The sequence below is a fragment of the Sodalis praecaptivus genome, assembly GCF_000517425.1.
In the GTDB taxonomy this organism is placed as follows: domain Bacteria; phylum Pseudomonadota; class Gammaproteobacteria; order Enterobacterales; family Enterobacteriaceae; genus Sodalis_A; species Sodalis_A praecaptivus.
Genome location: NZ_CP006569.1, coordinates 2,469,210 through 2,483,592 on the forward strand (window position 1 = coordinate 2,469,210; position 14,383 = coordinate 2,483,592).

The window sequence follows — 14,383 nt, forward strand, 5'->3', positions numbered from 1 at the left end:
AAAAAAGTTAATAAAATGATAAATCCATCACTATTCTGTTTCTTTTTGCGAGGAGTATCACGCTGTGAAGGAAGAAACGCCGGCGGCATCGCGCGTAGCGCTGGACAGCGATAGCGCCGCTTACAATAATGAGAAACCCTGCTCTACTACCCCTATTGACGCCTCTTGGCGCCAACGAGCCCAAACTATGTCAGGATTGACGGATAAGCTTTCCCTGCAGGATCGCGCCTTTCATTTGCTAAAAACCATGATTGACGATGGCCGCCTGGCGCCGGGGGAAAAACTGTTGGAAGCCCATGTGTCAAAGGCTTTTGGTATCAGCCGCTCGCCGGCCCGCCATGCGCTGCGCCGGCTGTGCGAGCAAAAGCTTATCCAGGCGGGCCAAGGGCGGGGATATACGGTTGCGGGGCACGCTGATGCGCCGCGCGCGGCGCAGCATGCGACTCTGGCCACCATAAAAATTCCGCCGGTGGCGCGCTGGGAAAGCATGTACGATCAGCTTGAACAGGCTATTTGCACCAGCGCGCTTTTCAGCGCGGTGCGGATTATCGAAGACCGCGTGGCGACGCATTTTAACGTCAGCCGGACCGTGGTCCGCGAGGTGCTGGCACGAATGCACAGCGTTGGTCTAGTGAATAAAGACGCGTTGGGTCGCTGGATTGCCGCCCAGGTTACGCCGGAAAAAACCCATCACCTCTATGAAATTCGCTGGTTATTAGAACCTCAGGCATTGCTACAGGCGGCGCCGCGGGTTACGGAAAGCATCTTGCGCCAGGCGCGCGAGACGGTAGTGCAATCCCTGGACGGCTTCCCGCGCGAGGGTTTCGATACCGATGTTGTCGAAAACGACCTGCATGTACGCCTGCTCTCCTTCTGCCCTAATGTTGAAATTCTGCAGGTACTGGCGCGTACCCGCATTTTGTTTGTGCCGACCCGCTATTTGTTCGATCCGGTGCTGCACATCCCGCTATCGCTTATTGAAGACGCGCTCAAAGAACACCTGCATATTTACGATTTGCTGCTGCGCCGGCAAACGCCGGCGGCGGCGGAAGCCCTGCGCACCCATTTGCAGCGCGCCGATGATCGCTGGCTGCGGCGTTTTAACAGCGCCGAGCATTTGACCAACGGCGCGATCCCGCCTTATTTAATGCCGCTTTAGCGCCGGCGGCACGCGGGCCGTTACGCCTGGAGCGTCTATTCATCAAAGGTGAGCACCAGCTCATAGAGCAGACGCAGAAACGTCGGTGACGCCGCCGGCGGCGCCTGCCGCTCACCCGCTAATACGCGGCGCGGCCCGGTTTGCTGAAGGAGGTTATGACGCGCCTGCGCCAGGTCGGCAATGATGCGCGCGACGAACGACTTGTCGTCCATGATAAGATTCGCCCTGAGCATCCTGTCGCGTTTTATGCATTCAATAAATTGCTCCACGGTGATGCTCGCGTCACCTTGCATGTTGCGAAACACGTCAAGGTAGCGATGAGCCACCGGCTCCAGCCGTCGTTGAATATCCTGCATGGCCTCGTCCCCATCCTGGTCAGTCTTGCCGGTATTCTCCTTAAGCTCGTACGGCGATCCCGTTTCAGCCTCCGTGGCTTGCGTTAGGTCTGCGGGCCTGACCTCCGGTGCGCTATGCGGCGGCGCCCTAGTGACGTGGCGAAAATGATGTGTAATGAAATTGTCCACCATGATATAGCAGCGCCTTGCACGGTCGGCAGGATGGGCGAAACCCAGCGCGAGGTGGGCGTTGTCGGCAGAGGAAACGGCGGGGTAGCGGCTGGCAAAATGAATCGCGTGAGCGTACTGGTTCAAGTAATGATTAATTTTCGCCAGGTGCCAGCCCAGGCGGATGCCTGCCTGATGTAAGATGTGCCGATCGTTCGTGCGCAGCGCTTGTGCCAGATAGCGTTGTATGGGTCGACACGACGTCCCGTCGCCGCCGAGGCAAAGCGCCCTGCCGCTCGGGAATTCTTCAAGCAGATCATGGGCATAACGCCGGGCCAGTTGTACTTCATGGGTAAAATAGGGCAAGGTGGCCTTAAGCTGGTCATAGCCTGACGGTACCGATTTCCTCGATTGCGTCAAGCCATGCAGATAAAACTGCCGCGCGCCGGGGTAGTTAGCCACCATATTGCAGAAATTGAGGTAACGGGTGTCATAGCGCTGGTCGATAAATACCGGGGGCGGCATGAAGGACGTAAGCGGATGCGTTAAGGGTGGCAGAGTGCGGCCAGCCGCGCGCAAAGTGGCCTTTTCGAGCTGCAGCATCAGCGCTGTGACAGGCGGATGTAGACCTTCATAGAGGGTTCGCGAGGCGGCGAACCGGTCCGGCACGGGCTGTCGCTTCGTGGCGGGCGCCGGCGCAAAGACGCTCCCCTCGGCCTGGACGGGCGCCGCCGGTGCAAAGACGCTTCCCGCGGCCGGGACGGGCGGCGCCGGCGCCAAAGTGCTTCCCGCGGCCGGAATGGATGCCGCCGGCGCCAAAGCGCCTCCCGCGGCCGGAATGGACGCCGCCGGCGCCAAAGTGTCTCCCGCGGCCGGAATGGACGCCGCCGGCGCCAAAGCGCTTCCCGCGGCCGGAATGGATGCCGCCGGCGCCAAGGTGCTTCCCGCGGCCGGAATGGACGCCGCCGGTGCCAAGGTGCCTGCTGCGGCCGGAATCGGTGCCGCCGGCGCCAAGGTGCTTCCCGCGGCCGGAATGGACGCCGCCGGTGCCAAGGTGCCTGCTGCGGCCGGAATCGGTGCCGCCGGCCCGCTTGCTGCCGTCAGGGGAACCGGATGGTGGGCCACAATAGCGTATTGGCGGCCTACCCCTTTGCCGCTGACGGTATCCACCAGCGTTACCAGCAGATAATTTGGCTGTCTGTCAATGACCTTCAGCGGTAAGGTCACCTCGTAACTCGGCACTTCCCCTTTAAAATCATCATGCTTCGCGCCAACCGCGCTAAGCGTTTCGTCGGCGCGGACGGCCGGTGGGTTTTGATCGCCAAAGGCGGGTCGGGCAAACGTATTGAGCAGCGCGTTGGCTTGGGCAAAATTCGCGCAGCCTGCTGAAGTCAACACATTCAACACAGGATCGCGCAGCCGCAATAGGTTATGACCCAATCTGATGGTGAGATAACGAGGGGGCAATTCTTTGCCCGGCAACGGCGAAGCACTCGCCGCGCCCGGTAGATGTTCGCCGAGCGGGTTGGCGCTGGCCCGATGCGCTTTTAAGGCGGTCACGGCAGCCCAACCCGCTCTCAAGGCGTTCCGGCCGACGGCCGGGATCGCCGACGCACACGCCAGCATCGCGTCGATATTACCCTCCTTTTGCTCTGCCATCATTGCGTTGACACTCGCATATAACGGCAAAATCTGCTTGAGCGTCTCACGGTCTAACGCGCCGTAGGCGGTATCGGCGGCATACAGAGAAGCGAAAATTTCATTTCGGTGTTTTTTTTGTAAAAAATCTATCAACCCCGGCACCGTTGGATCACCGGCCGGTTTTATGAGTCGACTGCGATCGCCGGGCGTGTTGATATTTAGCACTAATTGCTCTCGGCGCCGCATCTCGTCAAAGAATACGTAGTCGGTGTGAAAATCAAAAAGATCGTAATCCAAGTAGGACGCAATATCGTAATCGAGACGAATGATGTCGTAGTGATCCTGTTGGAATTTAAGCGCATAGATATGCTTGAAGTGATCCATTTTCTGCGCGCAGGCGCTGTCACAGACCGCTAACAGCTCAACGGATTTTTTCAACGTGGCAAAAGGGAGCCCCCCGCTAACGGCCTTGGCGGGTAAAGTAATAGGAGGATAGGCGTGGCGGCTCTGATAGTCGCCTAATTCACTGACAAAGGGCTCCAATACATGAATTTCCGCCTGGTCGGAACAAAGCTGCTGGGCATCATAACCGGTTAGCCGCGACAGAGTATCGAAAAGTAACAGGCTGTCGATAGCACTAAAATGTTCAGCCACCTCCGCGGCGCGTTTCATTTTATTATCGTTAGCGCTCTCATCAGCGAGGTTAAGCGGCCTTTGTTCGTCGACGCGTGGCCTAACGTCAGCGAATGAGGCGCCCCATTGCCCCCCCGGCCGCGCCACAACGTTACCCTCCTGCTCCCACTGCCGCATAGCGCGCGCGTTCCGCGGCGCCTGCCTGGGCACCCTCGCCGCTGTAGGCGCCGTACGCGGCAGGCAGTCGACCACCGATTGTGCATAGCGGCGTAACAGCGCGCTGGCGCTGTACAATTCTGCCGCGCGCGTTCGCCAGAATGCCTTAAACAGGACCACCGCCTCCAGTTTATAGTCGATATTCTGGGCTTGCTGCGCGTTTAACGGCGCCGGTTTGGTGTGCTTCGCGGCAAAAAACAGCGCCGGCAGGCCGAGATACCCCAGCAATTGCGGCTCAAGGGTTTCATTCACCAGGACATTTAATAACGCTTCGCCGGTCTGCGAAAGCGCCTGGCGCGTCGGCGGCAGGTCCGCGTTTTTCTGCTGATAAACGTACAGCGAGCCCGCAAACAGCGTAGCGAACTCTTCATGCCCCACGGGCACATCGCCGAACCCCAGCATGGCGGCATAATACACGATCGGCAGCTCATCTTTGATACATTGCCGCCAAAGCATATCGACCGCGCTTTTCTCCGCCGGCGGTAAACCATGCCATGCGCCCCCGTCGACTTTCGCCAGCGCATCGAGAGATAATAGAGAATCCAGGCTGTTGATGGTGAAAGTCTCATGATTCATCGCGGTCAGAAACGCATCGAGCAGATAGATATCAAGCGCGACCCCCAGCAAGTGAGTAAAAAGACGCTGCCTATGGAGGGGATCCGCGTAGTACTCAAACAGGTCGGCGAGGCGCGCTCTTGGCGTGAATTCTTCCTTATCCCGACCGGGTTGGCCACCCGGGTCAATATCAGGATCGCGCGAAGGCCGCGCGTCGCCCTCCAGGAGGAAAAGCGCCATCAGCCGGTTATGTGGCGTCATCACTTCTTCCCCCCCTGGCGGTTCGGCACCGCCCGCGATGCCGGCGACGTCGCCGCGCCGCGGCGTTAATTCAATGCTTGTTGCCGCCGCCATCGGGATCGGCGCGCTATCGTCCTGACGCCGCGTCATGGCTAAGACCGCGGGGTTGACGCTGGAAAGCTGCGCGACAAGCGACGGGGTTAAGGGCCCTATGGCGGTCTCCGCCGCCAGCGCGACGTGCCCGTGACTCTCTCCATTGGCTGTACAGCGGGCCGTATCCATGGTGAAATTCCTTTTCGTTGTCGCGCCTGGCCGGTGCGGTTTCACTAAATGGCATTCCCAATTGGTGCGTTCTTTGGCTACTGCAACGTCGGTTAAGCTTATTATTGCCCTCTGCGAAACACGCCATGCCTAAACCTATCGTGGTGCCCACGCCTGCGGTGTAATGGGTGCAGCAAAGCCCAGCCCGCGGCGTGATGAAGCGATTATCGTGCCGTTCACGGAGTGATGGAATATTACCGCGCCGATCATGCCCGCATAATGATGAAAATAGTATCGCGCCATTCACACCCGCGGGACGATGAACATAATATCGCCCCGTTCATGCCCGCATGATGATGAAGCTATTATCGTGCCGTTCACCCCCGCGGGACGATGAAGATAATATCGCCCCGTTCATGCCCGCATAATGATGGAAATAATATCGCGCCGTTCACCCCCGCGGGACGATGAAGATAATATCGCCCCGTTCATGCCCGCATAATGATGAAAATCGTATCGCGCCGTTCACCCCCGCGGGACGATGAAGATAATATCGCCCCGTTCATGCCCGCATAATGATGAAAATCGTATCGCGCCGTTCACCCCCGCGGGACGATGAGTTTATTAGCACGCCGTTCATGCCCGCGGGGTGATGAAGCTATTATCGCGCCGGTCATGCTCATATAAAGATGAAAATAGTATCGCGGCGTTCACCCCCGCGGAACGATGAGTATATTATCTCGCCGTTCACTTTGCCGCATGAGGAATTATTATCATCCCACCTAATCCCACGGCGTAAAATAACCCCGCACGCCTTAACTTATGCAAGAAATAATGAGGCAGCACGAATAATCAATACGCATTAACAGCATCAGTGAATTATATTATCTCCATCCTCTACGGCGATACATTAAAAAGTCATTACGGTCGCAAACCTCAGACGAATTAACATTATTATAGGGCTATCGACATTCATAATAATAGCACGACCCTGCTAGCGGCTTGCCGTAGTCAAACAAATCAAAAAGCCTTTGTCAAGAATAGCCCCCCTTTGTCATGATTAAACACTTTCGTCCTGGATCCCAATTGAATGTGATGGTGCAGCCGGGAAGTATAATGAGATAATAAATCGCCAGATGTCTGTCACCGTCAGCCATACCGCAGGGCAGTTGTCGCAGGCGGAAATGTGGCATACCGCGCTCCGGCCTATGGGTCGTGATGGGGGCATAGACCAGCGGCACGCGGGGCCGCCGGTTAGCAACCCGGAGGCGAGCGGTCTGGCTCACGCTGCCCGCGGCCGGGTAAGCGCGAACGCAGCGGTTCAGGCGGGCTGTAACGTACTAAACGCGGCGCGAATCTCCCCTTCCGGCAAGCCTTCGCCGATAAAGACCATGACGCCGGTCCGAGGCTCCTCTTCCCGCCAACAGCGGTCCCAATCGGCGCTATACAGTCGCTGCACCCCTTGAAACAGCAGCCGTCGCGCCTCGCCCTCCACGGCCAAAATACCTTTATAGCGCAGTAGCCGGTCGGCATATTGCTCCAGCAGCCGCTCCATGACGGCGGATAATGCGTCGAACGCCGGCGGCGCGGTCAGGGTAATGACCACGGAGCTAACGCCGGGCGCCGGTAACGGCCGGGGCCAAAAGCGGGGCCGGGCGACCGGCAGGCGATCGTTGAGCATGAACCCCTCAAGGGTGAACAGCTCGCGCACGTCAGTTTGCCCCTGTATGACCACCGACACCGGCGCACGGGCATTTATCCGCTGCAGCCGCGCGATCAGGTGTTCGCTGTTGCCGGCCACATCGGTCTTGGTCAGCAGCAGCCGATCGGCGAACCCGACCTGCGTCTGCGCCAGCAAATAGGTGTCCAACTGCTGCTCGGCGTGTACCGCGTCCACCAGGGTAATAACGCCATCCAGCCTGAAACGCTCCGCCTGTAGCGGGTCGGCGAAGAAGGTCTGAATTATCGGTCCCGGATCCGCCATGCCGGTACATTCGATAATTACCCGGTCGAAGGCCAATGTGCCGGCATCCAGGCCTTGCAGCAACGCGCGTAACGCCTCGGCCAGTTCGTTAGCGCTGGTGCAGCAAATACAGCCATTGCTAAGCGTGGTCACCCGCGTGGCGCTCTCTTCCAGCAAACGGTCATCGATAGCCACCGCGCCGAACTCGTTTTCAATCACGGCAATCTGTTCGCCGTGCGGGGCGGTGAGGATGTGACGTAGCAGCGTGGTTTTCCCCGCGCCGAGGAAGCCCGTCAAGATGGTGGCGGGAATAGGATGATTCATGGAACGCTCCTGTCGTTTAGCAGCAGCGGAAGCCGCCCTTGCCGTTTCCGCCATAACGGGCTTCTTGACGTTCCCGGAAGAACTCTTCATAGGTCATTGCCGGCGTATCGGGATGCTGCGTGCGCATGTGTTCGACATAATGATCATAGTCCGGGACGCCGACCAGCATTCTGGCGGCCTGCCCCAGGTATTTCCCCGCCTGGCCTAACTGTCCAAACATCGGCTGCCTCCTGATAATACCCGCCGGCATCGTGGCAGCACGACGCCGGCGGGGAGTGGGTTCGCTCGGGCGCGCGCGGCGCCGGGCAACGCGAGGTTAATGTCCGCCGGAGAGCTTCACGCCGCCCTCGGGCACCGGGATGAAGGTGGTTTCTTTGTCGCTGCGCTGCGGGCTTTGGCGCGCCCGTAGCGTCGTTTTAATGCCGTAAATGATGATACTGTAAACCACCACCAAGAACAGGATGCTGAGACCGGCATTGGTATAATTATTCACCACGATATGGTGCATATTGTCTATCTGCGCCGCGCTGAGGGTGGCGCCCTGCTCGCTGATACGACGGTTATATTCGCGCGCCAGGTACAAAAACCCTTCCAACTGCGGATTTTGGCTGAACAGCTTCAAGCCAAGCGCCCAGGTAGTGCAGATAAGCAGCCAGACCGCCGGCAGCAGCGTCACCCAAATATAGCGGGTGCGTTTCATCTTGATAAGCACCACCGTACCCAGCACCAGCGCCACCGCGGCCAACATTTGGTTGGAGATGCCGAACAGCGGCCAAAGGCTTTTCACCCCGCCGAGCGGATCCACCACGCCCTGGTAGAGCAGATAGCCCCAAAGCCCCACGCAGCCGGCGGTGCCAACGATCCCCGCCGGCAGCGAGTCAGTCTTTTTCAAAAACGGCACGAAATTGCCCAGTAAATCCTGCAGCATAAAGCGCCCCGAGCGGGTACCGGCATCCAACGCGGTGAGGATAAACAGCGCCTCAAACAGGATGCCGAAATGGTACCAGAAGCCCATATCCGCCCCCGGTACGATTTGATGGAACACATGCGCAATCCCTACCGCCAGGGTTGGTGCGCCGCCGGCACGATTAAGCACGGAAGGTTCGCCGATATCTTTCGCGGTTTGCAGGATCTGTTCCGGCGAAATCACAAAACCCCAGCCGCTAACCGTCGCCGCCGCCTGGGCGGTCACCTGCTGGAGCGAGGCCATGATCATCGGCGCGTCGGCGGTGCCGAGACGGTGCAGATCGGGCATCGTAATGCCGAGGGCCACCGGCGGGGTATTCATGGCGAAATACAGCCCCGGTTCAATAATCGACGCCGCCACCAGCGCCATGATGGCGACAAACGACTCCATCAACATGGCGCCGTAGCCGATGAAGCGCGCGTCATTTTCATTGGCTAACAGCTTGGGCGTCGTGCCGGAGGCGATGAGCGCATGGAAACCGGACACCGCGCCGCAGGCGATGGTAATGAACAAGAAGGGAAACAGCGTGCCTTTCCATACCGGCCCAGTGCCGTCGATAAACGGCGTGGTGGCCGGCATTTTCAGATCCGGGTTCAGCACCACAATCCCCAGCGCCAGACCAACAATGACGCCGATTTTCAAAAAGGTGGCCAGGTAATCCCGCGGCGCCAGTATCAGCCACACCGGCAACAGCGCCGAGATAAACGCGTAGCCGATAAGGGCATAAGTGATAGTGGTATCTTTAAAGGTCAGCGCCGGTCCCCAATAGGGGTCCTGGGCAATCACGCCGCCAAACCAGATGGACAGCAGCAGCAGCACAATACCAATGACCGACACTTCCCCCACCCGCCCGGGGCGGATGAAGCGCATATAAATCCCCATCAGCAAGGCAATGGGCACGGTGGAACAGACGGTGAACACTCCCCATGGGCTTTCCGCCAGGGCTTTCACCACAATCAGCGCCAGCACCGCCAGTATAATTATCATGATAAGGAAACAGCCGAACAGCGCGATAGTTCCCGGCACGCGGCCCATTTCCTCCTTGACGATTTCCCCGAGCGAAACGCCGTTGCGGCGGGTTGACAGGAACAGCACGATGAAGTCCTGCACCGCGCCGGCCAGCACTACCCCCGCCAGCAGCCACAGCGTACCGGGCAGATAGCCCATCTGCGCCGCAAGTACCGGCCCGACCAGCGGCCCCGCGCCGGCTATCGCGGCGAAGTGATGGCCGAACAGCACATTGCGGTGGGTGGGCACGTAATTTAGGCCGTCATTGTTGACCACCGCCGGCGTGGCGCGGGCGGGATCGAGACGCATGACGTTTTTGGCGATATACAGACTGTAGTAGCGATAGGCAACCAGATAGACCGCCACCGACGACACCACAATCCACAGCGCGCTGACGTGTTCTCCCCGGCGCAGCGCAATAACACCCAGGCAGCAGGCACCGATAAAGCCGATGATGAGCCAGGGCAGATGTTTCAAAACAGAGTGCTTCATAGCGTAAGGTACTCGTTATAAGTATGGCAGTGACGTTACTTTATTTGGCAATCGGGTGACAGAAGCAGGGAAATTAAATGAACGGTCATATAGCGAAATAAGCGGTCATATTTTCAGGTGAAAGGATCCAGATGCGGGGTTGACAAGTAGGAACTACGGGAACATGTAAAGGGTACCAAACGGCACTCGCCGGCGCGCGCGACGCCGGCCAAGGCGTTAGACTTTCAGACCCAACTGCTGCTTGAGGGTTTTCAAATAGCGCCGGCTGACCGGCAGCGCATGGCCATTGCTGAGCTGCAGCTCAGCCTGTCCGCACTCCTCCAGGCGAATCTCGCGCAGGTGCGCCATATTTACCAGAAACTGGCGATGGCAGCGCACCAGCGGCGTACGGCGCTCCAGCGTTTTCAACGTCAATTCGGTAAAACATTCGGCGCCCTGCTCGCCGGTAACGTACACGCCGCTTTGCCGGGAGCTGGCAAACATCACCTCGGTGGTTTTCAAAAGATAGATGCGGCTGTGGCCGGTGCAGGGAATATAGGCCAGCTCCTGACAGGCCTCGGTCAGCGACGCGAGATTCTGCCCGGGGCGCGGGCGACTGAGGTTGCGCAGCGTCTTCGCCAGCCGCTGGGCGTCAATCGGCTTAAGCAGATAGTCGAACGCCTGCTCCTCAAAGGCCCGCACCGCATATTCATCGTACGCCGTGACAAAGACGATGTACGGCATACTGTCCGGGTCGATCATCGCGACCATTTCCAAACCGCTGATGCGCGGCATTTGAATATCCAAAAACACCACATCGGGGCGCAGGCGATGGATGGCGCCGATGGCTTCCACCGCGTTGGCGCACTCTCCCACCACCTCGAGGCGCTCATCCTGCGCCAATAAACAGCGTAGATTCTCCCGCGCCAGCGGTTCGTCGTCGACAATGAGCACAGTTAACATCAAACGGAGTCCTCTCTAGCCAAAGAAAGCGTAATCCGGGTATAGCGGTCCGGTTGACACTCGACGCTGACGCCGCTGCCCACGCCGTAGCGGCCCTGTAGCCGCTTGTCGACCAATTGCATCCCCAGACCATGGCTGACACAATTTGCCGGGAACAGCCCGGCATTGTCCTCAATGCAAATAAGCAGCCGCGGCCCCTCACAGCGGGCGCTTAGGGTAATCACGCCGGGTCCCAGCAGCTGCGACGTGCCGTGTTTGATCGCGTTTTCCACAATCGGCTGTAGCGAGAACGCCGGCAGCGACAGCGATAATAGCGGTTCCGGTACCGCAATGTGTACCTGCAGGCGCTGCTGAAAACGGGCTTTCTCGATTTGCAGATAAGCGTCAATATGCTCGATTTCATCCGCCAATGTGACGATTTCCGCCGAGCGTTTCAGATTTTTGCGAAAAAAGGTGGACAGGTACTGCACCAGCCGGGCGGCCTGATCGCTGTCGTGGCGGATTACCGCCACCAAGGTATTGAGGGCGTTAAACAGAAAATGGGGATTGACCTGCGCATGTAGCAGCTTGATTTCGGACTGCGTCAACAGCAATTTATGCCGCTCGTACTGGCCGGCCAGAATCTGCGCCGAAAGCAGGCTGGCGATCCCCTCCCCCAGCGTACGGTTGATCGAGCTGAACAGGCGGTTTTTTGCCTCATACAGCTTGATGGTGCCGATCACTTCCTGGTTTTCACCGCGCAGCGGGATGACCAGCGTGGAGCCGAGCTTGCAGCCGCGGTGTAGCGAACATTGATACGGCACCGCGTTGCCGTCGGCGTACACCACTTCATTATGATCAATGGCCCAGCGCGAGTGACGCGAGGCGATGGGCGTTCCCGGCAAATGATGATCGTCACCGATGCCGATAAACGCCAGCAGGCGCTGCCTGTCGGTAATCGCCACCGCGCCGATATCCAGCGTTTGGTAGATGACCTGCGCCACCCGCCGGCTGTTTTCCTGGTTGAACCCCTGGCGCAGGATCCCCTCGGTACAGGCGGCAATCTTCAGCGCGCGGGCGGAAAACGCCGAGGTGTATTTCTCGAACATTGCGCGCCGGTCGAGCAGAATGCGCATAAACATCGCCGCGCCGATGGCATTGGTGACAATCATGGGCGCGGCGATACTTTTCACTAGCTGTAGCGCTTCAGCTAACGGACGCGCCAGCAGCAGAATAATCGCCATTTGCAACACCTCGGCCAGCAGCGTCACGCCGGCGACGGTAAGCGGATGAAACAACCGGTCCAGCCGGCCGCGGCGAACCAGCAGCCGATGGGCCAGCCCGCCGAGAAGACCTTCGACAATGGTGGACACCATGCAGCTAAACGCCGTCATGCCTCCCATGGAATAGCGGTGCAAACCGCCGGTGAAGCCCACCAGCCCGCCGACCACCGGCCCGCCCAACAGGCCACCCAATACGGCGCCAATCGCGCGGGTATTGGCGATAGAGTCCTGGATATGCAAACCAAAATAGGTGCCCATAATGCAGAACATGGAGAACATGACATAGCACAAAAGCTTGTGTGGCAAGCGCACCGTGACGTGCATCAAAGGGATGAACAGCGGCGTTTTGCTTAACAGATAGGCGATAACCAGATAAACGCACATCTGTTGCAGCAGCAGTAAAACCAACTTAAATTCGTACATGATTCCAACCCGGGCAGGACGACACAGCGCGCGGCGTGACAGGCGCGTTAGCTTACGCAATATTTGCGGGTAATAGTTTGACCTATTTCACTGATTTGCCCCTTCGGCTGACACGGAGACGATGGCGCGTACCGATAACGGCGCCTGGCCTCATTGAGGCTCGGCTGTGCAGGCGCCAGGCCTGGCGGCGCGTGAACCTTAAGCTGGAAAGTGACAATGAAATTTCTTTTTTCTTACACATCATAGCGGCAATCACTGATTAAACGCCGGGTAAACATTAGCGGCCCGGCGCCGGCCGGTTTCAGCGCCGGCGACCGGAGGGGAAAAAGCGCCGGCGACCGGGACCGAGAAAGCGCCGCCGAACGGCGTGGAAATCGCGCTCGGTGGCATCCCGGGACAGGCGTGCGAACACCGGCAGAGGGTGAGCCACATCCGGGCAAAGGATGACCAGCAACGCCGGCCGCGCGGGAAAATCGATTGCGTAAGGGCTGCCGGGCGCGCGCAGCCTCAGCGATAGCGCTGGATCGCTTCGGCCAATCGCAGTGAGTTCGAGCGGATGCCGTGGGGCAAAGCGATAGACAAAACAGCCCGGCGCACCAACGCCGATCGAAAAAAAACCGACCCAGCGGGAGGCTCACCGCGCGAGAAAAGTGTTAGCGCACGCGACCCATACCGTCAAGGAATCTAGCGCGAACGCTATCTGAGCGGGGGCTCAGACATGCTGTCCGCCGTTGACCTGGATTTCGGCGCCGTTAACGTAAGACGCGCCCTGCGTGCTCAGGAAGTAGATCAACGAAGCCACCTCTTCCGGTCGGCCCAGCCGCTGCAAGGGCACCTGCCGCTCGATGATTTCCTGCGTACCGGGGGACAAAATGGCGGTATCAATCTCCCCCGGCGCGATAGCGTTAACCCGGATCCCGTGATGGCCAAAATCGAACGCCATCTCGCGCGTTAGCGCCGACAGGGCCGCTTTTGAGGTGGCGTAGGCGACGCCGGCGAACGGGTGCACCCGAGATCCGGCGATGGAGGTGACGTTGATAATGCTCCCCGCCGCCGCTCGCAGCTCGTCGAACAGCCCCTGGGCCAGCAGCGCGGTGGCAAACAGATTAACATTAAACACCCGCACCCAGGTGGCATAGTCGGTATTCAACACGCCGAGACGGCCGCCGTCCGCCGTTTTCGGCGAAATACCGGCATTGTTGACCAGCGCATCCAACCGGCCGCCCAGCTTTTCTTTAATCCCCGGCAGCGCCGCGGCAACGCCGTCGATATCCTCCAAATCGAGATGAATATGGTTAAGCATCTTTTCCGCCCAGGGGCACTCTTCCACCCAACTCTGGCGCGAAGCGGTAAAAATGCGCCAGCCGGCCGCGTGAAAATGCTTGACCGTCGCATGGCCAATCCCGCGGCTCGCCCCGGTCAATAACAGCGTTTTCCTCTCCATCTTGTTCTCCTTCACTGATAGGGTAGCTCCAAAAGGTGCGACAAAAATGGCGGGTAGACAACCCTTTTGCGGTTTTATTTCCCGCGCTGCGCGGTACTGCCCCTGAGGGGCAACGCGTGTTTGACCGGCCCGGGCGCATATTGCCCCCGTCGACTCAGCGCTAAGCGCAGGCGCGTCGCGATAGTAACGGGCGAAGAGCAATACGCGATAGCCGGGCAACCCGCAGCGGAAAAAGAGAGTGAGGGGAAAACCCAGCGGCAGGAGGAGCGTCAGGGGCGGCAGCGCCACCGTCTATACCCAACGATTTAGGGCGTAGTTCGGTCAAGAAAGGAGAGAACGCCGGGCCAATG

The 14,383-nt window shown here is 59.0% G+C and carries 8 protein-coding genes; 1 reads left to right on the top strand and 7 read right to left on the bottom strand.

Annotated features, from left to right (window positions below):
• Positions 1 to 64: 64 nt before the first annotated feature.
• Complete coding sequence (locus tag SANT_RS10920; protein ID WP_200867243.1) at positions 65 to 1,159, top strand: GntR family transcriptional regulator; 1,095 nt, start codon at positions 65 to 67, stop codon at positions 1,157 to 1,159.
• Between the two features lie 35 nt (positions 1,160 to 1,194).
• Here SANT_RS10920 and SANT_RS22945 read toward each other — a convergent pair whose 3' ends face one another.
• From SANT_RS22945 to SANT_RS10955, 7 genes are all read right to left on the bottom strand, one after another.
• Positions 1,195 to 5,229 (bottom strand): hypothetical protein, encoded by a 4,035-nt coding sequence (locus SANT_RS22945; RefSeq protein ID WP_025422330.1) that lies wholly within the window; start codon positions 5,227 to 5,229, stop codon positions 1,195 to 1,197.
• 1,300 nt (positions 5,230 to 6,529) lie between these two features.
• On the bottom strand, positions 6,530 to 7,495 hold the full coding sequence (gene yjiA, locus SANT_RS10930; protein WP_025422331.1) for a GTPase: 966 nt from the start codon (positions 7,493 to 7,495) through the stop codon (positions 6,530 to 6,532).
• A 16-nt stretch (positions 7,496 to 7,511) separates the two neighbouring features.
• A complete protein-coding gene (locus SANT_RS10935; RefSeq protein WP_025422332.1) occupies positions 7,512 to 7,715 on the bottom strand; it encodes a YbdD/YjiX family protein in 204 nt (67 codons plus the stop codon).
• A gap of 96 nt (positions 7,716 to 7,811) precedes the next feature.
• A complete protein-coding gene (locus SANT_RS10940) occupies positions 7,812 to 9,962 on the bottom strand; it encodes a carbon starvation CstA family protein (protein ID WP_025422333.1) in 2,151 nt (716 codons plus the stop codon).
• Between the two features lie 216 nt (positions 9,963 to 10,178).
• Positions 10,179 to 10,904 carry a two-component system response regulator BtsR gene (gene btsR, locus SANT_RS10945; protein WP_025422334.1) on the bottom strand — a complete coding sequence of 242 codons (726 nt, stop codon included), beginning with the start codon at positions 10,902 to 10,904 and terminating at the stop codon, positions 10,179 to 10,181.
• Entirely contained in the window at positions 10,904 to 12,589 is a 1,686-nt protein-coding gene (locus SANT_RS10950; RefSeq protein WP_025422335.1) for a sensor histidine kinase, read from the bottom strand. The genes btsR and SANT_RS10950 overlap by 1 nt, the downstream gene beginning before the upstream one ends.
• Positions 12,590 to 13,301: 712 nt before the next feature.
• Positions 13,302 to 14,033, bottom strand: a complete 732-nt coding sequence (locus SANT_RS10955; RefSeq protein ID WP_025422336.1) for an SDR family NAD(P)-dependent oxidoreductase — start codon at positions 14,031 to 14,033, stop codon at positions 13,302 to 13,304.
• Between the last annotated feature and the right edge of the window lie 350 nt (positions 14,034 to 14,383).